Here is a 17,495-nt window from a genome sequence, read left to right as displayed (position 1 = left end):
AAATGAATGGAAGCAGGCGCAGCATGACCGGCAGTGGCCTGGGCCCGACACGAGCATCGGGCGACAAGAGCGAGGGGAATGCCGCAATGAACGCAACGGAATCGGCCGCCAAGGCCCGCCGCATACGACCGATCAACGCCTTGGCCTGGGCCGCGACGGTGCTGTTCTGTCTGATCTATGCGCCGATGGCGATCGACTACTTTTCGCATGGTGCCTACGGCGCGGAATCCTCGTTGTGGGTGCGGATGTTTGCGACGCTGACCGACAACGGCCATGCGCTGGGCACTGGATCGGTCGAGCAGATGCAGCAGCAGCCGTACCAGCGCAGCCACACTGAAATGTGGGTGCACACCGCGGTCGGCGGCGTCGTGATCCTGCTGGCCTGCCTGCAGTTTTCGGACGCGGTGCGCACTCGATACCGGCGCTTGCACAAGCTGATCGGGCGGGTACAAGTCAGCTTGGTCGTCACCGGCATGGTCACGGCGATGCTGTACCTGCTCAACACCGGGCCTGCGGCGACCTACAACGGCCCGGCGTTCTACATGCAGCTGTGGTTCCTGGCGGCGGGCACGTTGTCGAGTTCGCTGCTCGCGGTACGCGCGGTGCTGCGCGGCGAGCTGGCGCAGCACCGCCGCTGGATGACGATGAACTTCACGCTGCTGCTGTCGGCACCGATGCTGCGGCTGCTGTGGATCGCCTATTACCAGGCCAATCCGACGCTGACCCAGCTCGACACCAATTACGCGGCGGCGATCACGCTCGGCGTGCTGCTGGTGCCGATCGGGTTCTGGGCGACGCGGCTGGCGGCCGCACCGCTGCCGCGAGGCGCCGCGCCGCCCGGCCTTTGGTCGCGCGCGTGGTCATCGGCGCCTTGGGCCGTTGCTGGCGTCGTCGGCGCCGCGTTGTGTGCGCTCAGCTATCAACATTGGGTCGGCGCGTTCAGCGGCCATCACAGCGTGCTGCTCGGCAGCGCATTGCTGGTCACGCTGGTGATGGCAGCAGGCTGGCTACGCTGCGAATGGCGTGGCCATGCGCCGTCGGCGACGATCTGGCGCCTGCAATGGCAGGCCGCCTGCCTGTGCCCGTTCGCGCTGCTGGCGACCTGGTGGGCCTACGCTCAGTTCTTTCCGTTGTACGACGCGTTCTTCGGCGCCGTGATGACCGCGCCGGCCGGCGTGTTCACGCTGGCGTTTGCGCGCGCCGGTCAGGTGCTGTCGGGCACGCCGGCTCCGGTGATGCGTGCCACCACGGCCGCGACGGCCTAGCGGCAGGTCGATCCGCCGGCCGTGTTCGCTGCTGGTGCATCATGGCGTGCCCCTCGCGCCCAGCCGCCGACCGGAGAATACGATGACCGCCCCCTTTGTCCGCCCTCGCTGGCAACGGCCGCTGCTGCTGTTGCTGCTGATGACGATCGGCTGCAGTCGATCGTCCGCCGAGGAGATCGGCGCCGTCGACACGGTGTTCAAGCTGATCGGTCCCGATCACAAGATCGTCGTCGAAGCCTATGACGATCCGAAAGTGCAGGGCGTCACCTGCTATGTATCGCGCGCCAAGACGGGCGGCATCAAAGGCGCCTTCGGTTTGGCCGAAGACAAGTCGGAGGCCTCGATCGCCTGCCGCCAGATCAGCGCGATCTCGTTCACCGGGCCGCTGCCGGCGCAGGAAGAGGTGTTCAACGAACGCCTGTCGATCATCTTCAAGAAGCTGCGGATCGTGCGCATGGTCGACGCGCGCCGCAACGCGCTGGTGTATCTGACCTATTCCGACCGCGTGATCGAAGGCTCGCCGCAGAATGCGGTGACGGCGGTGGCGGTCGACCGTCCGATTCCGCTCAAGCCCTGACCTCGTTACCGATCTTCACTGGACCCGTTCATGCCGCAGCATCAACTGCATTTCACCGCCCAGGTCGACGCGCCGCTGGCGGCCGTCTTCGAGCTGTTTGCCGACCACCGCCGCTTCAGCTGGTTGTTCGGCATGCCGTGCCGCGTCGTCGCCACCGGCCGTGATGAGCCGCATGGCGTGGGTTCGGTGCGACGGCTGCTGGCCGGACCGCTGTCGTTCGACGAGACCGTGATCGCCTTCGAGCGCGATCGCGCGATCGACTACCGCATCAGCCGCGGCGGCCCGCTGAAGAACCATCTGGGCCAGATCCGTTTCCGCGACGACGGCAAGCGCACATTGGTCGATTACCGGATCGGCTTCGACGCGCGTATTCCCGGCACCGGCGCGCTGCTGGCGCGCACGCTGAGCCTGGGCTGGCACCTGAACTCGGGCCGCGTGTTGCGGGCGCTGCCGCCGCGCTGATCGACGACGGCGGCGCCGCACTGCGCCGCTACGGCAGGCGGTCGCGGTAGCGGTCCCAGTGGGTGACGATCTCGTCGACGACCTTGCTGCCGACCTGATAGGCCGCTTCGACCGATGCGGTCAGACCCGAATAGCCTTCTTCGCCGTGTTCGCCCAGCAGGCTGTCGGCGGCGCTGACGCCGGGCGGCTGCATGCTGTAATTGCTGGCCGTGCGCAGCACCATCATCCGGTTCTGATCGACCTTGCCGGTTGGGCTCAGATACACCAGGGACTGGAAGCTGCCGGTGTCTTCCATCGCCGACGACACGAACTCACCCTTGCCGTCGGTCCAGTAGCGCGTCCATTCGTTGGCCCAGTCGTTCAGCAGCTTGCCGTGCCAGTAGGTCATGCCGGCGAGATTGTCGCCCTTGAGCACGAACGGCGGCTTCTGCGCATTGGGGTAGCCCTGGTACAAGGCGCGGCGCTTCTGCAGCGCTTCGCTGTCGGCCAGCGTCATGTTGCGCGTCAGTTCGAACGCCCAGTTCGCCAGCGCGCCGTTGAGCTGGAACACCTCGCCCTGCGAGGCCGGATGCGGCTGCGCATACGGGCCCTTGGTGCCGCGCGCGAAGTAGCCGGTCGGCCAATCCTTCGGCATCTCGCGCGGGTCGATTTCGTGTGCGAGGTCGGCGTCGACCAAGTATTCGGCCCAGGCGGCCGAGCCGAGCGAGGCATCGGCCGGATCGAAGCCAGCGATGCCGGCCACCAGCCAGTACGCATGCGACAGATCGAAGCGCGGGTCCAGGCCCAGCGCCATCACGGCGGTCGCCGAGTTGACCGAGCCCATGCCGGTGACCATGCCGAGCACGCCGGTGTCGGGGTTCAGATACAGGTCGTGGTGATGCGCAAACGGCAGCCGCTGCGTCAGCTTCTGCCGTTCGTGCCACAGCTGGAATTCGCCGGCGACATCGCCGCTGTCCTGGCCGATCTCGAACATCGTCACGACGACGACCTTGATCTCGATCGGCGCCGTCGCAGCGGTTGTAGCGGCGGTGGTCGCCGCCGTTGTCGGGGCGGCCGGCGGCGCGGGCGGCGTCTTGCCGCAAGCGGCGAGCAGCAGGCTGGCGCAGGCCAGCGTGCGGCCGTAGTGCATCGTCAAAGAGGTCATTGCGTGGTCCTTGTGTGGAGAACGTGCAGCGTGTCGCGCCGCGGCTTCACGGCGCCGACGGCTCGCTGGTCATTTCGGGATGGAAGCGCAGTGCATCGCCAACGCGCGGTGTGTTCGGGTCGATCGCGGCGATCTTCGGGATCGCGGCCAGCACGATGCGCAGGCTCAGCGGATTGATCCGCGGATAGACCTGCTTGAGCGTGTCCCAAGTCCATTCACCAACGCCTTCGGCCGGGTTCGATATCGACACCAGCGCCGCGTAATGGATGCCCATCATCCGCGCATAGGTCATTTCGGTGCCGATGCTCATCGTCACCAGATCGGCGCCCCAGGACGCCATCATCCGCACTTCGCTGGCCGTCTCGAAGCGACCGCCGCGCGACTGGATCACGACGCCGCGCTCATGCAGGTTGATGTCGCCGTACTGCGCATCGGCGCGGATCGCCCGGCGTGTCTGCTCGATCAGGATCTGCTGCAGCAGCGGGTCCATCGCCGGCGTATAGCGCGGGATCGGAATCGCGTTCGGGTCTTCGTAGGTGTCGGCCGGCATCGCCAGCGGACGGGTGATGTTCAGGTCGATGAAGTCATGCGGCACGACGTAGTCGTACAGCTTCATCGCCGGATTGATGCCGCCGGCCGTCGCACCGCCGATTGCGTTGCGCACGCCGAGCAGGCGTAGCGCCGCCCAGGTTTCGACGTAGCGGCCGTCGCCGTGCATGTGGACGTAATAGAACGGCACGCCATCGGTTTCGGCGTACCAGATCGTCGGCGACAGGCCCGCCGCCGTTTTGATCGTAAATGCGCGCTTCAGAATGTCGCGACGCTTCAGCAGGGCGTCGTTGATGAAGGTGCCGCCGACCAGCGCGATCGTCGCGCGCGGTGCGGCTTTCGGTTCGAGGCGTTCGATCGCCGGCGCAGCGGCGCCGGCCATGCCGATGTGGCCCAGCAGCGTCAGCCACAGGGCAGTGATCAGGCGCATCGCGGCGTGTTTCATCGTCGCATCTCCATTGCAGTGTCCGGTTCAACAAAAAACGCCGGCCGGGAAATCCCGGCCGGCGCTGATACCGCGTGCCGGAGCGGGCTTGCGGCCCGTCCGGTGGCGTGACGGCTGGCCGCGATCAGAACTTGTAGGTGATCGAAGCCAGGTAGTTGCGCGGCAACTCGGGCAGCACGACCGAGGAACCGAACAGGTCGGGGAAGTTCGAGCGGAAGTAACGCTCGTCGGTCAGGTTCTTGCCCTGCAGGCCGAGCTTCCAGTGCTTGGTCTCGTAGTTCAGGCCGGCGTTGAGCAGCGTGTAAGACGGCAGCAGCACCGCCTTGGAGAAGCCGGAGAACGTCGACTCGACATGCGTCACGCCAACCGTCGTCGTCAGGCCTTCGAGCACGCCCTGATCGAAGTTGTAGATCAGGTAGACGCTGTAGATCTTCTCGGGCACGCCGGCCTTGCGGCCATCCGGGTCGACCGTCAGACCGTTGACGACACCGCCGAACATCTTCGACGGATCGACGCCAGCCGGCAGATCGCCAGCACCGGCGAAGCCGAACTGCAGGCCATTTTCGCGCGCCGTCAGGTTGGTGACTTCGATCGTCGTGAACGCACCGCTCAACGCCAGGTTGTTGGTGATCGCGCCGCGGAACTCGAACTCGATACCTTCGGATTCCGTGGTGTTGTTGGTCACCGTGTTCTGCGCGCTGAAGTCGACACGCTTCTGCTTGTAGTAGGCGACGGCTGCGTACAGACGGTCCTTCCAGAAGTTGCCCTTCAAGCCGATTTCATCGAGCGTCGAGTCGGCCACCGAGTTACCGCTGAGCACGCTTTCGGTCGGCACTTCACCGCCCTGGCCAACGACCAGCGTCGTCTGCTTGGCGCGCGTGGCGTACGGAATCAGGCCGGTGCCCGGAATCTTGTACGACAAGCTGCCGGTCCACGAGAACGCATCTTCCTTGTCAGTCTGCTTGACGCCGGCAAAGCCGGTGCAGTCGAGCGTGTCTTCGAGGCAGGTCGACGTGATGTCGATGCTGTCGTAACGCGCGCCGACCAGCAGGTTGATGTCTTCGATCACCGACACGTCGGCCAGGAATGCGGCACCGAGGTCGGTGTAGTGACCGACGGTGTGCGTCGAGAACGGTTCGATCGTCGAGCCATCGCGCGTCGACAGCGTGCGGCGGTCGATCGGCGAGCCCGGCTTGGTGATGTCTCGGCGGTCGAAGTATTCGTAGGCGAAGTTGTCGCCGTGTTCGAAGTCCTGATAACGGATCGACGGGCCGAACTGGTAGGCAGCGCTGACGTACTTGCCGTAGTCCTGCTTGAACGAGAAGTTCAGCTGGTTTTCGAACGCGTAGGTGTTGGCGTACTGCGAGAAGCCGTAGGCATTCTCGTTGATGTTGTCCAAGGACTCGTAGAACGACTTGTTGGTCATCTTCAAGCCGCCTTCGAACTCATGAATGAAGTCGAAGTACAGCGTGGCGACCTTGCTCTCAAGCGTGTCGTCTTCCTGCACCAGTACCTGGCTGCCGTTGATCTTGGCGGTGCCCGGATTGACCAGCGCCATACCGGGGCGCTCGTCGAGGTCCTGGTTGACGGTCGCCGCCGACTGCTGGCTGACGTCGCCGAACGGAATGCCGGGGAAGCCGGCGCTGCCGAACGGATAGAACAGGCCCAGGCCCTTGCCCGGCGCGGCGGCGGCTTCGGCCGCCGACATCAGGCCGTCGCCGTTGGTGTCGAGCGACACCGGGCTGCCGGTGATGTAGGTGCCGTTGTCGATCAAGTCCTGCGTCAGGCGGTTCCAGCCGGCGACCTGGTTGCCGTCGAAGTTCTGGTACAAGCCGCCGAACTCGATGCGCGTCTTGTCGCTGAGCTGCATGTCCAACGACGCTTGATACAGCGACTGGTTGGTTTCGGTGTTCTGGTAGTACGAGCCGGAGTCTTCGCTTTCGGCGTACAGGTAGTAGCCGAACTCCTTGCCGGCAACCTTGCCCGGACCGCCGACTTCGGCGTGCAGCACGTTCTTGTCCCAGCTGCCGCGCGTCACGCCCAGCTCGCCGAGCGCGTCCTTCGAGTACTGGCCATCTTTGGCGCGCGCCGACTTGGGCACGAAGTTCAGATAACCGCCGATCTTCGACGGGCCATAGATCGGCGAGGCCGGACCGCGGACGATGTCGATGCGGTCGCTGGCGCCGATCGGCGTCGGATAGTTGCCCGGGTTGTCGATGCGGCGGATGCCGCGGAAGTAGGTTTCACCCGGCGTGCCGCGCACGTCCAGAGAACCGGCGACGCCGAAGAACGACTGCGTGAACGAGCCCGGGCTCAGCGCTACCAGGTCATCGATCTCGTTGATGTTGAGCTTGTTCAGCGTCTCGTTGCTGATCGAGGTCAGCGAACGCGGCGTTTCGGTGATGCTCTTTTCGAAGCCGAACACCGAATCCACCGGCTCGCGCGGCAGGATGTTCACTTCCTTGTTGACGCGCGAATTGACGATGACCTCTTCGATGCCTTCGGACGCCGTATCGGCAGCCGCGACTTCCGCTTGGGCCACTTCGGTGCCACTGGCGATCTCGGCGATCGCCACGCCCGGCAGCGCGGCGCCGCCGACCAGGGTCATCACCACCAACGCCCGCTTGTCACGGGACCGACGTACACGCTTCATGAATTCCCCCAGATAACCACGTTGAGCCAAAAATGAACCACCGCATCCCAATCCCCGCGAGGCCTGCCTCGCGCCCGCTTCAACCCGGCGATGCCGCGCCACGGCGCGGCCGCACTATTTCGGGATCGACCCCTCGACACCCGCGACATACCAATTGATTGCCATCATGTCGGGCACCGACATCACCGATCCGGCCGGCACCCTCACGGTGCCGCTCTGGTCTTTGATCGGGCCTTGAAATGGCGCAAACGTGCCGGCGGCGATCGCCGCCTTCTTATCTTCGAACGCTTTCACCGCAGCGGCCGGCACGCTCGGCAACACCGGTGCGAGCTTGACGCCGCCGTCGGCGATGCCGAGCTTGGTGTCGCTTGGTTTCCAGGTGCCGGCGATCACGTCGCGCGCCACCTTGACGTAGTAAGGACCCCAGTTATTGATGTTGGCGCTGATCTGCGCCTTGGGCGCGAAGCGCGACATGTCCGAGTCCCAGCCGCAGGCATAGACGCCTTTTTCCTGCGCGACCTGCAGCGTGGCCGGCGAATCGGTGTTCTGGCACATCACGTCGGCGCCCTGGGCGATCAGCGTCTCGGCGGCCTGACGCTCCTTGCCGGGGTCGTACCAGGTGTTGACCCAGATCACCTTGGTCTTGATCTTGGGATTGACGCTTTGTGCGCCGAGCGTGAAGGCGTCGATGTTGCGGATCACTTCGGGAATCGGGAACGAGCCGACGAAGCCCAGCGTGTTGCTTTTGGTGGTGCCGCCGGCGAGCACGCCGAGCAGATAAGCGCCTTCGTAGAAGCGTGTTTCGTAGACGCCGAGGTTCTTGGTCTTCTTGAACCCGGTGGCGTGCTCGAACACGACCTTCGGGAACATCCGCGCCACTTTGACCGTGGCTTCCATGTAGCCGAACGACGTGGTGAAGATCAGCTGGTTGCCATCGACGGCCAGCTGGCGGATCACGCGCTCGGCGTCCGCGCCTTCGGGCACGCTTTCGACATAAGTGGTCTTGACCTGCGCGCCGAGTTCTTTCTCCAGCGCCAGCCGGCCCTGGTCGTGCGCGTAGCTCCAGCCGGCATCACCGACCGGGCCGACATAGACGAACGCGACTTTCAACGGTGCGGCAGCGCTGGCCGATGCCAGTCCAAGCGACAAACCCAGTGCGAGCAGGCCGACCCGCCAGCGCGAGATGCCGTGGCTGGGCTTGGGTTCGACGGAGGCAAGTGGCTTCATGGAGGGTTGGCGGCCTAAAGAAGGGGCGCAATACCGGAACCTGCCGCTCCGGATTGCATACAAAATGCGATGTAACGCACAGGCAATGGTCGTGCCATGGCGTCGCTTCATCGCGCGGATTCGCCAAGCATGGCCTGTGCCGACAACGATTGCGACGGGCAGAACGGCGGCCCTCAGCGCGGATCGCTGCGTTGCGGCCGGTGTCCGTGGCACGCGCCTTGCCTTGCCAGCCACATCGTTTTGTATGCAATGTGGAGGCGGATCGTTGATCAATCCGCCAAGCCGCCGCTGCCAGGAGTCGTCGTGATGGGCAAGTTGTCGACGCACGTTCTCGATACCGCGCACGGTTGTCCGGCGGCCGGTGTCGGCGTGACGCTGTATCGCGCCGGCGACCGCACGCAGCCGCTGGTGCAGACGCAGACCAATGCCGACGGACGCACCGATGCCCCGCTGCTGCACGGCGAGGCGCTGCAGGCCGGTGCCTATGATCTGGTGTTCGACGTCGCCGACTACTTCCGCGCGCGGGGCGTTACGCTGCCGGAGCCGCCGTTCTTCGACCGCGTCGTACTGTGCTTCGGCATCGCCGATGCCGCCGCCAACTACCATGTGCCGCTGCTGGTGTCGCCGTGGAGCTACTCCACGTATCGCGGCAGCTGACGCAGCGGAGCTTCCGGCGATGAGCGACGCGATCCGCTTCGTGCTCGACGGCCAGACCGTGACGGTCGCCGACGTCGCGCCGACGATGACGCTGCTCGACTACCTGCGCGAGCACGCTGGCCGCCGTGGCACCAAGGAAGGCTGCGCTGAAGGCGATTGTGGTGCTTGCACCGTCGTGCTCGGCGAACTGTCGCCCGACGGCAGCGCCGTCGACTACCGCGCGGTCAACAGCTGCATTCGCTTCTTGCCGACGATCGACGGCCGCGAGCTGGTCACCGTCGAAAGCCTGCGCGACGGCGATACGCTGCATCCGGTACAGCAAGCGATCGTCGACGCCCACGGCTCGCAGTGCGGTTTCTGCACGCCGGGCTTCGTGATGTCGCTGCTGGCGCTCTATCTGGCGACGCCGGATGCCGCGCCGACGCGCGAGCGCGTGATCGCCGCGCTGGCCGGCAACCTGTGTCGCTGCACTGGCTATCGTCCGCTGATCGATGCCGGCTGCCGGATGCACCAATACCCGACACCGGCGCGCTGGAGCGCTGCCGACGCCGATCGCGCCGAGCGCGTGCAAGCGCTGCTGGCGCTGCGCCGCGACCAGGGCTTGAGCCTGCCGGGCTTCCAGGCGCCGCGCACACTGAAGCAGTTGTGCGAGGCGCTGGCCGCGCAGCCGCAGGCGCTGCTGCTGGCCGGCGGCACCGATATCGGCCTGTGGGTCACCAAGCTGCTGCGCGATCTGCCGCCGATGGTCTATCTGGGTGACGTCGCCGAACTGCGCACGATCGACACCGACGCCGACGGCCGCTTGCGGATCGGCGCCGCGGTATCGCACACCGATGCCTGGGCGGCGATCGTGGCGCGGTATCCGATGCTCGACGAGCTGGCGCAGCGGTTCGCGTCACCGCCGGTACGCAACGCCGGCACGCTGTGCGGCAACCTGGCCAATGGCTCGCCGATCGGCGATGCGATGCCGGCGCTGATCGCACTCGGCGCGACGATCGAACTGCATCATCACAGCGGTACAACGCGATGCCTGCCGCTGGACGCGTTCTACCTGGGCTATCAGCAAAAAGACCTCGCACCGGGCGAATTCGTCGCGGCGGTCTACGTGCCGGCGCCGCAGCCGGCGCAGCGCATTGCCAGCTACAAGCTGTCCAAGCGCATCGAGCAGGATATCTCCGCCGTCTGTGTCGGCATCAACCTCACCCTCGATGCCGATGCCGTCATCGTCGATGCGCGGATCGCGTTCGGCGGCATGGCCGCGACGCCGCAGCGCGCCATCGCCACCGAAGCGCAGCTGATCGGCCAGACGCTGTCGGTGGCGAGCTTCGATGCTGCCGCTGCCGCACTCGCAACCGACTTCCAGCCGCTGAGTGATCTGCGCGCCAGCAGCGCCTATCGCCTGCGTGCCGCCGGCAACTTGCTGCGCCGCTTCGCGCTCGAACAAACCCAGGCGGCGACACCGCTGCGCACGCATGCGCTGGATGCCGGCAGCCTGGACGCCCCGGCATGAGCGTGATCCGCGAGGCCGACGCGCTGCCGACCGCCGAGCTGGCCGGGCGGGCGCTGCGCCACGAAAGTGCACACCTGCATGTGACCGGCCGTGCTCAGTACGCCGACGACATCCCGTTGCCGGCCGGTACGCTGCATGCGGCCTTTGGCCTGAGCCGCGTCGCGCATGCGCGCATCCGCCAGCTCGATCTGAGTGCGGTGCTCGCGGCGCCCGGCGTCGTCGCGGTCGGTCTGCCGTCGGATATCCCCGGCGAGAACAACTACGGCAGCGTCGTTCACGACGACCCGATCTTCACCGACACGCTGGTGCAGTTCGCCGGCCAGCCGATGTTCGCGGTCGCCGCGAACACGCATCTGCAGGCGCGTCGCGCCGCCGTGCTGGCGCGCGTCGATTACGACGAGCTGCCGGCGATTCTCGACGTGCGCAGCGCACTGGCGGCGCAGAGCTTCGTGATTCCAAGCAAGACGCTGCGGCGCGGTGATCCGCAAGCTGCGCTTGTGCGTGCGCCGCGCCGGATGCAGGGCACGCTGTCGATCGGCGGCCAGGATCATTTCTATCTCGAAGGCCAGATCGCCGTCGCGATCCCGCAGGAAGACGGGGCGATGCTGATTCACAGCTCGACCCAGCATCCGACCGAAGTGCAGCACATCGTGGCCGCTGCACTGAAGCTGCGCGCACACGATGTGATCGTGCAGTGCCGCCGCATGGGCGGCGGCTTCGGCGGCAAGGAAAGCCAGCCCGCGCTGATCGCCGCCGCTGCAGCCGTGCTGGCGCGCAAGACCGGGCGTCCGGTGAAGCTGCGCCTGGACCGCGACGTCGACATGCTGGCCACTGGCAAGCGCCACGACATGATCGCCGACTACGACGTCGGCTACGACGATGACGGCCGCATCTGCGCACTGAGCGTGATGCTGGCTGCGCGCTGCGGCTACTCGGCCGATCTGTCCGGGCCGGTCAACGACCGCGCGATCTGCCACGTCGACAACGCGTATTTTCTGGAACACGTCGAGATCGTCTCGCACCGCTGCAAAACCCATACGGTGTCCAACACCGCGTTCCGCGGCTTCGGCGGGCCGCAGGGCATGATGGTGATCGAAGCGGTGATCGACGACATTGCGCGCCGCTTGCAGCGCGACCCGCTCGACGTGCGCCGCGCCAATTTCTACGGCGCGGCGCCGCGCAACATCACGCCCTACGGTCAGTCCGTCGACGGCAATGTGCTCGACACGCTCAGCGAGCGGCTGCTCAGCAGCAGCGGCTATCGCGAGCGGCGTGCTGCGATCGCGCAATGGAACGCTGGCAGCGCGACGATCAAGCGCGGCATCGCGCTGACGCCGGTCAAGTTCGGCATCTCGTTCAACGCCACGCACTACAACCAGGCGGGCGCGCTGATCCACATCTACAACGACGGCACCGTGATGCTGAATCACGGCGGCACCGAGATGGGGCAGGGCCTGTACACCAAGGTGGCGCAAGTGGTCGCCACCGAGCTTGGCCTGCCTTTGTCGGCGATCCGCGTCACCGCCGCCGACACCAGCAAGGTGCCGAACACGTCGGCGACCGCCGCATCGAGCGGGTCCGACCTCAACGGCAAGGCGGCGCAAGCGGCCGCACAGACGCTGCGCTTGCGGCTGGTGGAATGGGCGGCCACCGCCTTCGATGTCCCCGCCGGTGCAATCCGATTCGACAACGGTGTCGTCTGGCTCGGTGAGCGAGCGCTGCCGTTCGCCAAGCTGGTCGCGCAGGCCTACATGGCGCGCATCTCGCTGTCGGCCACCGGCTACTACCGCACGCCGGCGATTCACTGGGACGGCACCGCGTTGCGCGGCCGGCCGTTCTTCTACTACGCCTACGGTGCGGCGGTATCCGAAGTCGCTGTCGATACCTTGACCGGCGAAAGCCAGCTGCAGCGCGTCGACATCCTGCACGACGTCGGGCGCTCACTGAACCCGGCGCTCGACATCGGCCAGATCGAAGGCGGCTTCCTGCAGGGCGCTGGCTGGCTGACGACCGAAGAGCTGTGGTGGAACGCGCGCGGCGAGCTCAAGACCCATGCGCCGGCCACGTACAAGATTCCGACCGCGTATGACTGGCCGCGCGAGGCGCATGTGCATCTGCTGCAGCAGCAGCCCAACGGCGAAGACACGATCTACCGGTCCAAGGCCGTCGGTGAGCCGCCACTGATGCTGGCGATGTCGGTGTTCCATGCGATCCGCGATGCGGTTGCCGCTTGCGCCGCGCCCGGTCGCAACGTGCCCTTGCAAGCGCCGGCGACCGCCGAAGCGGTGCTGGCGGCGATCGAACAACTGCGTGCGGTCGAGACGGCGCCGTGAGCGCGGCGCTGCGCTTTGACGCATTGCCTGCCTCACCATCGGCACTGGCCGCCGATGGCGACGCCGGCTGGTTGCGCGCATTGCCGCATTGGCCGCGCGCGGCGCTGCGCAGCGTGCAGCGCGACGGCGCCGTCGTTCGCGTGCTGGTGGCCGCGGTACGCGGCTCGGCACCGCGCGATGCCGGCGCGGTGATGCTGGTCGATACTCACGGCATCCAGGGCAGCATCGGCGGCGGTCATCTGGAATGGCAGGCGGTTGCCGCCGCGCGCGAACTGCTGACGGGCGCCGTGCCGGGCCGCGCAGGCTCTGCGCGCGTGCAGCGCTTCGTACTCGGTCGCGAGCTGGCGCAGTGCTGCGGCGGCGTCGTCGATCTGTGGCTGGACCGCTACGACACGCGCGACCTCGCGTGGCTCAGTGATATTGCCGAGTACGGCGGCACGCTGCACAGCCGGCTGCGTGCCGACGGTCATGTCGAGCGCCAGCGCCGTTCTCCGATGCAGGCGGACGTGGGTCTGCTAGCGAGCGCCGACGGCGGTTACACGCTGACCGAGTCGATCAGCGACACGCGCACGCCGGTCTGGTTGTATGGCGCCGGCCATGTTGGTCAGGCCATCGCACGCGTGATCGCCGATCTGCCGCTGCGGCTGACGTGGATCGACTCGCGTACGGATGCGTTTCCGCAGCGCGGCGTCGACGATATCGACCTGCGCTGTGCCGCCGACCCTGCGGCCACCGTGGCGCAGATACCGCCGGGTGCACGCGTGCTGGTGCTGACGCACGACCATGCCCAGGACTACGCGCTGTGTCGCGCGCTGCTGCGCCGCCGCGACCTCGCCTTCATTGGTTTGATCGGCTCGGCCAGCAAGGCAGCGCGCTTCCGCTCGCGGCTCGCGCGCGAAGACGGCTACGACGACGCGACGATTGCGCGGCTGACCTGCCCGATCGGTGTCGCCGGCATCGCCAGCAAATGGCCGGCTGCGATCGCCGTCGCCGTCGCTGCACAATTGCTGCAGACGCTGACGATGGCCGACGCTGCAGCGCCGACACCGATGCCGACGCCGCCGCTTGACGATTGCAGTGCCACCGGATGCAACACCTGCCGATGACCGATTCCTTCCCACCGACCACGTCCGCCGCCACGCCCGGATCCGCACCGCGCTTGGCGCTGCGCGGCATCAGCAAGCGCTACCCCAGCGTCGTCGCCAACGACGCGGTCGATCTGACCGTGCAGCCCGGCGAGATCCACGCGCTGATGGGTGAAAACGGTGCTGGCAAAAGCACGCTGATGAAGATCGTCTACGGCGTCACGCGGCCCGACGCCGGCACGATCCACTGGCAAGGCGAGCCGGTGACGATCGACAGCCCGGCCAAGGCGCGCGCGCTCGGCATCGGCATGGTGTTCCAGCATTTTTCGCTGTTCGAAACGCTGACCGTCGCCGAGAACATCGCGCTGGCGCTGGACCATCGCGCAGCACCGTCGACGCTGGATGCCCGCATCAATGAGGTCAGCGAGCGCTACGGCCTGCCGGTGGACCCGAAGCGGCTGGTGCACAGCATGTCGGTCGGTGAGCGCCAGCGCGTCGAGATCGTGCGCTGCCTGCTGCAAGCGCCCCAGCTACTGATCATGGACGAGCCGACGTCGGTGCTGACGCCGCAAGCGGTGCAGACGCTGTTCGGCACGCTGCGCCGGCTCGCGTCCGAAGGCGTCAGCATTCTGTACATCAGCCACAAGCTCGATGAGATCCGTCAGCTGTGCGATACCGCCACCGTGCTCCGTGGCGGCCGGCTCGCGGGCACGGCGACACCGCGACTCGAAGACGATGCGGGGCTGGCGCGGCTGATGATCGGCAGCGAGCTGTCGCCGTGCCAGCTGCCGCCGAAGCAGCCCGGCGAGATCATGCTGGAGCTGACCAATCTGAATCTGCCGTCGAGCGATCCGTTCGGCACGCATCTGCAACGCGTCGATCTGCGCGTGCGCCGCGGCGAGATCGTCGGCATTGCCGGTGTATCCGGCAATGGCCAAAAGGAGCTGATGGCGGCGCTGTCCGGCGAATGTCTGAGCCCGGATGTCGGCGCGGTGCGCATCGGCGGGCAGCCGGTGGGCCGTCTCGGCCCGGCGGCGCGACGCCGGCTTGGACTGGGATTCGTACCCGAAGAGCGGCTCGGTCGTGGCGCGGTGCCGGCGATGAGCCTGTCGGACAACGCGCTGCTGACCGGTGCGGCGACCGCGCCGGCGATGCTCCGCCATGGGCTGGTCAGCCGCCGCGCCGCGCGTGACTTCGCGACCGGCGTGATCGCCGCGTTCAACGTCAAATGCGGCGGTGAATCCAGCATCGCCAGCAGCCTGTCTGGAGGCAATCTGCAGAAGTTCATCGTTGGCCGCGAGGTGCGGCTCGACCCGCAAGTGATGGTCGCTGCGCAGCCGACCTGGGGCGTCGACGTCGGTGCCTCGCAAATGATCCGCCAGGCGCTGATCGAGCTGCGCAATCGCGACGTGGCCGTGCTGGTCGTATCCGAAGAGCTCGACGAGTTGTTCGCGATCTGCGACCGCCTCGTCGTCATCGCGCAGGGCCGGCTGTCGCCGTCGCGCACACCGGCGCAGACCAGCGTCGAAGAAATCGGCAGCTGGATGTCCGGCGGCTTTATTGCGGCGGCCGATGCCAAGCAGGAGGTGCGTGATGCGGCTGCGGCTTGAGAAGCGCGCGGCGCCGTCGGCCGCGATGCGCTGGGCGGCGCCGCTGATGGCAACGCTGCTGATGCTGGTCACCGGCATGCTGATTCTGGTGCTGCTCGGCAAGGCGCCGGGCGATGCGTTCCGTGTGTTCTTCATCAAGCCGCTGGCCAGCGTCTACGGCATCGGCGAGCTGCTGCTGAAGACCACACCGCTGCTGTTGTGCGGCTTGGGCTTGGCGATCGGCTTTCGTTCCAACGTCTGGAACATCGGCGCCGAAGGCCAGCTGACGATCGGCGGCATCTGCGGTGCCGGCGTTGCGCTGGCCTTCGGCGACACCGAATCGTCGTGGCTGCTGCCGGCGATGCTGATCGCCGGCGTCATCGGCGGCATGCTGTGGGCGGCGATACCGGCGCTGCTGCGCACGCGTTTCAACACCAGCGAAATCCTGGTCAGCCTGATGCTGGTCTATATCGCGCAGCTGCTGCTCGGCTATCTGGTGCACGGCCCCTGGCGCGATCCGGACGGCTACAACTTTCCGCAGTCGCGTTTGTTCAACGACTGGGAGCTGCTGCCGCTGTTGTGGGACGGCGTGCGCACCAACATCGCGTTCCTGATCGCGCTGCTGCTGGCCGCGCTGTCGTGGCTGTTCACAGCCAAGACCTATGCCGGCTACCGGATGCAGGTCGCCGGTCTGGCGCCGGCCGCGGCCGCGTACGCCGGCTTCAGCGAGCGCCGCAACATCTGGCTGGCGCTGCTGATCAGCGGGGCGACGGCCGGCCTTGCCGGCATCGCCGAAGTCGCCGGGCCGATCGGACAGTTGCAGCCGCAAGTGTCGCCGGGCTACGGCTTCGCCGCGATCATCGTCGCCTTCGTGGGGCGACTGCATCCGCTCGGCATTCTGCTCGGCTCGCTGCTGATGTCGCTGCTGTACCTGGGCGGCGAGCAGGCGCAGATCGAGCTGGCCTTGCCGTCGGCGATCACCGGGCTGTTCCAGGGCTTGCTGCTGTTCTTTCTGCTCGCGGCCGATCTGCTGGTCAACTTCCGCATCACCGGGTCTGCACGATGAGCCTCGATACCTGGATCGCGATCTTCGTCAGCACCGTGGTCGCCGCCACGCCGCTGATCTACGCCGCACTGGGCGAGCTGGTCACCGAGAAGGCCGGCGTTCTGAACCTGGGCGTCGAGGGCATGATGCTGGTCGGCGCCGTCGTCGGCTTCATCGTCGGCGTCAATAGCGGCAGCCTGGTGCTCGGCTATCTGGCGGCAATGCTGGCCGGCGTGCTGATGTCACTGGTGTTCGGCGTGCTGACGATCACGCTGCAAGCCAATCAGGTCGCCACGGGCCTGGCGCTGACCTTGTTCGGTGCCGGGCTGTCGGCCTTCGTCGGCCGGAGCTATGCCGGCCAGCCGATCGACGGCGCCGACGCGCTGCACATTCCGTTGCTGAGTGACCTGCCGGTGGTCGGCGCGCTGCTGTTTCAGTTCAACGCGCTGGTCTATGGCTCGATTGCGCTGTTCTTCGCGGTGCAATGGTTTTTGTCGCGCAGCCACGCCGGGCTGCGCTTGCGCGCGATCGGCGAGGCGCCGTCGGTTTCGCACGCGATCGGCCACCCGGTGCAGAAGACGCGCTATCGGGCCGTGATGTTCGGCGGCGCCTGCAGCGGCATTGCCGGCGCTTATCTGTCGACGGCGCTGACGCCGATGTGGGTCGAAGGCATGAGCAGCGGACGGGGCTGGATCGCATTGGCGCTGGTGGTGTTTGCCACTTGGAAGCCGCTGCGGGTGTTGCTCGGTGCGTATCTGTTTGGTGGTGTGACGGTGCTGCAGTTGTATGCGCAGGGTTTTGGTTTGACGGTGCCGTCGGAGTTTCTGTCGATGCTGCCGTATGCGGCGACGATCGTGGTGCTGGTGATCATCTGTCGTGATCCGAAGACGATTCTGTTGAATCAGCCGGCGTCGCTGGGGAAGGGGTTTCATCCCGATGCGTAGGCTTGCTGCG

14 protein-coding genes are annotated in these 17,495 nt (G+C 66.6%); 10 read left to right on the top strand and 4 right to left on the bottom strand.

The window, feature by feature from the left end; translation table 11 throughout:
- Positions 1-86 precede the first annotated feature (86 nt).
- The 3 genes from BUB09_RS12740 to BUB09_RS12730 all read left to right on the top strand — a co-directional run bounded on the left by BUB09_RS12740 (position 87) and on the right by BUB09_RS12730 (position 2,304).
- The gene (locus BUB09_RS12740) at positions 87-1,265 is read left to right on the top strand and encodes a DUF2306 domain-containing protein (protein ID WP_072898119.1); all 1,179 of its coding nucleotides are present in this window, start codon (positions 87-89) and stop codon (positions 1,263-1,265) included.
- Between the two features lie 139 nt (positions 1,266-1,404).
- Entirely contained in the window at positions 1,405-1,842 is a 438-nt protein-coding gene (locus BUB09_RS12735) for a CreA family protein (protein ID WP_072898303.1), read from the top strand.
- Between the two features lie 30 nt (positions 1,843-1,872).
- On the top strand, positions 1,873-2,304 hold the full coding sequence (locus BUB09_RS12730; RefSeq protein WP_072898118.1) for an SRPBCC family protein: 432 nt from the start codon (positions 1,873-1,875) through the stop codon (positions 2,302-2,304).
- A gap of 28 nt (positions 2,305-2,332) precedes the next feature.
- Here the strand turns inward: BUB09_RS12730 and BUB09_RS12725 are convergent, their stop codons facing one another.
- From BUB09_RS12725 to BUB09_RS12710, 4 genes are all read right to left on the bottom strand, one after another.
- Positions 2,333-3,448 carry a purine nucleoside permease gene (locus BUB09_RS12725; protein ID WP_217650299.1) on the bottom strand — a complete coding sequence of 372 codons (1,116 nt, stop codon included), beginning with the start codon at positions 3,446-3,448 and terminating at the stop codon, positions 2,333-2,335.
- A 46-nt stretch (positions 3,449-3,494) separates the two neighbouring features.
- Positions 3,495-4,442, bottom strand: coding sequence for a phosphorylase family protein (locus tag BUB09_RS12720; RefSeq protein ID WP_175550198.1), 948 nt, complete (start codon positions 4,440-4,442; stop codon positions 3,495-3,497).
- Between the two features lie 124 nt (positions 4,443-4,566).
- Positions 4,567-7,050 carry a TonB-dependent siderophore receptor gene (locus BUB09_RS12715; RefSeq protein ID WP_072898301.1) on the bottom strand — a complete coding sequence of 828 codons (2,484 nt, stop codon included), beginning with the start codon at positions 7,048-7,050 and terminating at the stop codon, positions 4,567-4,569.
- 159 nt (positions 7,051-7,209) lie between these two features.
- A complete protein-coding gene (locus BUB09_RS12710; protein ID WP_084083411.1) occupies positions 7,210-8,322 on the bottom strand; it encodes a BMP family ABC transporter substrate-binding protein in 1,113 nt (370 codons plus the stop codon).
- Positions 8,323-8,628: 306 nt separating this feature from the next.
- Between BUB09_RS12710 and uraH the strand changes: the two genes are divergently transcribed.
- The 7 genes from uraH to BUB09_RS12675 are packed head-to-tail and all read left to right on the top strand — an operon-like array spanning position 8,629 to position 17,485.
- Positions 8,629-8,979, top strand: a complete 351-nt coding sequence (uraH, locus tag BUB09_RS12705; protein ID WP_072898116.1) for a hydroxyisourate hydrolase — start codon at positions 8,629-8,631, stop codon at positions 8,977-8,979.
- A gap of 19 nt (positions 8,980-8,998) precedes the next feature.
- Positions 8,999-10,489: a xanthine dehydrogenase small subunit gene (xdhA, locus tag BUB09_RS12700; RefSeq protein WP_072898115.1), complete on the top strand. Its 1,491-nt coding sequence runs from the start codon at positions 8,999-9,001 to the stop codon at positions 10,487-10,489.
- Positions 10,486-12,822 carry a xanthine dehydrogenase molybdopterin binding subunit gene (gene xdhB, locus BUB09_RS12695; protein ID WP_072898114.1) on the top strand — a complete coding sequence of 779 codons (2,337 nt, stop codon included), beginning with the start codon at positions 10,486-10,488 and terminating at the stop codon, positions 12,820-12,822. The genes xdhA and xdhB overlap by 4 nt, the downstream gene beginning before the upstream one ends.
- Complete coding sequence (gene xdhC, locus BUB09_RS12690; protein ID WP_072898113.1) at positions 12,819-13,928, top strand: xanthine dehydrogenase accessory protein XdhC; 1,110 nt, start codon at positions 12,819-12,821, stop codon at positions 13,926-13,928. The genes xdhB and xdhC overlap by 4 nt, the downstream gene beginning before the upstream one ends.
- On the top strand, positions 13,925-15,517 hold the full coding sequence (locus tag BUB09_RS12685; protein ID WP_072898299.1) for an ABC transporter ATP-binding protein: 1,593 nt from the start codon (positions 13,925-13,927) through the stop codon (positions 15,515-15,517). Before xdhC ends, BUB09_RS12685 begins: the two co-directional genes overlap by 4 nt.
- Positions 15,501-16,562, top strand: a complete 1,062-nt coding sequence (locus BUB09_RS12680; protein ID WP_072898112.1) for an ABC transporter permease — start codon at positions 15,501-15,503, stop codon at positions 16,560-16,562. The genes BUB09_RS12685 and BUB09_RS12680 overlap by 17 nt, the downstream gene beginning before the upstream one ends.
- A complete protein-coding gene (locus tag BUB09_RS12675) occupies positions 16,559-17,485 on the top strand; it encodes an ABC transporter permease (protein ID WP_072898111.1) in 927 nt (308 codons plus the stop codon). The genes BUB09_RS12680 and BUB09_RS12675 overlap by 4 nt, the downstream gene beginning before the upstream one ends.
- Positions 17,486-17,495 lie beyond the last annotated feature (10 nt).

The organism is Hydrocarboniphaga daqingensis, assembly GCF_900129825.1.
Taxonomy (GTDB): Bacteria; Pseudomonadota; Gammaproteobacteria; order Nevskiales; family Nevskiaceae; genus Hydrocarboniphaga; species Hydrocarboniphaga daqingensis.
This window is presented reverse-complemented; position numbering and strand designations above follow the sequence as displayed.

Coding starts and splice junctions, on each gene's coding strand:
- BUB09_RS12740 (WP_072898119.1), top strand. CDS start 87: ATGAACGCAACGGAATCGGCCGCCAAGGCCCGCCGCATACGACCGATC.
- BUB09_RS12735 (WP_072898303.1), top strand. CDS start 1,405: ATGACGATCGGCTGCAGTCGATCGTCCGCCGAGGAGATCGGCGCCGTC.
- BUB09_RS12730 (WP_072898118.1), top strand. CDS start 1,873: ATGCCGCAGCATCAACTGCATTTCACCGCCCAGGTCGACGCGCCGCTG.
- BUB09_RS12725 (WP_217650299.1), bottom strand. CDS start 3,448: ATGACCTCTTTGACGATGCACTACGGCCGCACGCTGGCCTGCGCCAGC.
- BUB09_RS12720 (WP_175550198.1), bottom strand. CDS start 4,442: ATGAAACACGCCGCGATGCGCCTGATCACTGCCCTGTGGCTGACGCTG.
- BUB09_RS12715 (WP_072898301.1), bottom strand. CDS start 7,050: ATGACCCTGGTCGGCGGCGCCGCGCTGCCGGGCGTGGCGATCGCCGAG.
- BUB09_RS12710 (WP_084083411.1), bottom strand. CDS start 8,322: ATGAAGCCACTTGCCTCCGTCGAACCCAAGCCCAGCCACGGCATCTCG.
- uraH (WP_072898116.1), top strand. CDS start 8,629: ATGGGCAAGTTGTCGACGCACGTTCTCGATACCGCGCACGGTTGTCCG.
- xdhA (WP_072898115.1), top strand. CDS start 8,999: ATGAGCGACGCGATCCGCTTCGTGCTCGACGGCCAGACCGTGACGGTC.
- xdhB (WP_072898114.1), top strand. CDS start 10,486: ATGAGCGTGATCCGCGAGGCCGACGCGCTGCCGACCGCCGAGCTGGCC.
- BUB09_RS12685 (WP_072898299.1), top strand. CDS start 13,925: ATGACCGATTCCTTCCCACCGACCACGTCCGCCGCCACGCCCGGATCC.
- BUB09_RS12680 (WP_072898112.1), top strand. CDS start 15,501: ATGCGGCTGCGGCTTGAGAAGCGCGCGGCGCCGTCGGCCGCGATGCGC.
- BUB09_RS12675 (WP_072898111.1), top strand. CDS start 16,559: ATGAGCCTCGATACCTGGATCGCGATCTTCGTCAGCACCGTGGTCGCC.